1 rRNA gene (running past one end of the window) is annotated in these 2,504 nt (G+C 56.1%); it reads right to left on the reverse strand.

Annotated features, from left to right (window positions below):
• Window positions 1–22 precede the first annotated feature (22 nt).
• Window positions 23–2,504: ribosomal RNA gene (locus ACWGO0_RS37160) — 23S ribosomal RNA — on the reverse strand (it continues 147 nt past the right edge of the window).

Consider the following 2,504-nt stretch of genomic DNA (forward strand, 5'->3'; position numbering starts at 1 on the left):
AACACAGTGGACGCGAGCAACTGAGGACAAGCCCTCGGCCTATTAGTACCAGTCAGCTCCACCCGTTACCGGGCTTCCACATCTGGCCTATCAACCCAGTCGTCTACTGGGAGCCTTAACCCCTCAAAGGGGGTGGGAATACTCATCTCGAAGCAGGCTTCCCGCTTAGATGCTTTCAGCGGTTATCCTTTCCGAACGTAGCCAACCAGCCATGCCCTTGGCAGGACAACTGGCACACCAGAGGTTCGTCCGTCCCGGTCCTCTCGTACTAGGGACAGCCCTTCTCAATATTCCTACGCGCACAGCGGATAGGGACCGAACTGTCTCACGACGTTCTAAACCCAGCTCGCGTACCGCTTTAATGGGCGAACAGCCCAACCCTTGGGACCGACTCCAGCCCCAGGATGCGACGAGCCGACATCGAGGTGCCAAACCATCCCGTCGATATGGACTCTTGGGGAAGATCAGCCTGTTATCCCCGGGGTACCTTTTATCCGTTGAGCGACAGCGCTTCCACAAGCCACTGCCGGATCACTAGTCCCGACTTTCGTCCCTGCTCGACCCGTCGGTCTCACAGTCAAGCTCCCTTGTGCACTTACACTCAACACCTGATTGCCAACCAGGCTGAGGGAACCTTTGGGCGCCTCCGTTACTCTTTAGGAGGCAACCGCCCCAGTTAAACTACCCATCAGACACTGTCCCTGATCCGGATCACGGACCCAGGTTAGACATCCAGCACGACCAGAGTGGTATTTCAACGGCGACTCCACAACCACTGGCGTGGCTGCTTCAAAGTCTCCCACCTATCCTACACAAGCCGAACCGAACACCAATATCAAACTATAGTAAAGGTCCCGGGGTCTTTCCGTCCTGCTGCGCGAAACGAGCATCTTTACTCGTAGTGCAATTTCACCGGGCCTATGGTTGAGACAGTCGAGAAGTCGTTACGCCATTCGTGCAGGTCGGAACTTACCCGACAAGGAATTTCGCTACCTTAGGATGGTTATAGTTACCACCGCCGTTTACTGGCGCTTAAGTTCTCAGCTTCGCACACCCGAAAGTGCACTAACCGGTCCCCTTAACGTTCCAGCACCGGGCAGGCGTCAGTCCGTATACATCGCCTTACGGCTTCGCACGGACCTGTGTTTTTAGTAAACAGTCGCTTCTCGCTGGTCTCTGCGGCCACCCCCAGCTCACCGAGTAAATCGGATCACCAGTGATGGCCCCCCTTCTCCCGAAGTTACGGGGGCATTTTGCCGAGTTCCTTAACCATAGTTCACCCGAACGCCTCGGTATTCTCTACCTGACCACCTGAGTCGGTTTAGGGTACGGGCCGCCATGAAACTCGCTAGAGGCTTTTCTCGACAGCATAGGATCATCCACTTCACCACAATCGGCTCGGCATCAGGTCTCAGCCTTAATGTGTGACGGATTTGCCTATCACACGGCCTACACCCTTACCCCGGGAACTACCACCGCCCGGGTTGGACTACCTTCCTGCGTCACCCCATCGCTTACCTACTACAAGTCTGGTTCATCGGCTCCACCACTTCCCTCAACTCCGAAGAGATCGGGCCGGCTTCACGGACTTAGCATCGCCTGATTCAGTACTGGGCGTTTCAAAGCGGGTACCGGAATATCAACCGGTTGTCCATCGACTACGCCTGTCGGCCTCGCCTTAGGTCCCGACTTACCCTGGGCAGATCAGCTTGACCCAGGAACCCTTAGTCAATCGGCGCACACGTTTCTCACGTGTGTATCGCTACTCATGCCTGCATTCTCACTCGTGAACCGTCCACAACTAGCTTCCGCTGCTGCTTCACCCGGCACACGACGCTCCCCTACCCATCCCAGCCCCCGTTGGGGGTATGTGCTGGAATGACACGACTTCGGCGGTACGCTTGAGCCCCGCTACATTGTCGGCGCGGAATCACTTGACCAGTGAGCTATTACGCACTCTTTCAAGGGTGGCTGCTTCTAAGCCAACCTCCTGGTTGTCTCTGCGACTCCACATCCTTTCCCACTTAGCGTACGCTTAGGGGCCTTAGTCGATGCTCTGGGCTGTTTCCCTCTCGACCATGGAGCTTATCCCCCACAGTCTCACTGCCGTGCTCTCACTTACCGGCATTCGGAGTTTGGCTAAGGTCAGTAACCCGGTAGGGCCCATCGCCTATCCAGTGCTCTACCTCCGGCAAGAAACACACGACGCTGCACCTAAATGCATTTCGGGGAGAACCAGCTATCACGGAGTTTGATTGGCCTTTCACCCCTAACCACAGGTCATCCCCCAGGTTTTCAACCCTGGTGGGTTCGGTCCTCCACGAAGTCTTACCTCCGCTTCAACCTGCCCATGGCTAGATCACTCCGCTTCGGGTCTAGAGCGTGCAACTCAATCGCCCTATTCGGACTCGCTTTCGCTACGGCTTCCCCACACGGGTTAACCTCGCTACACACCGCTAACTCGCAGGCTCATTCTTCAAAAGGCACGCAGTCACGACTGTAGT

Source organism: Streptomyces sp. NPDC055749, assembly GCF_053617235.1.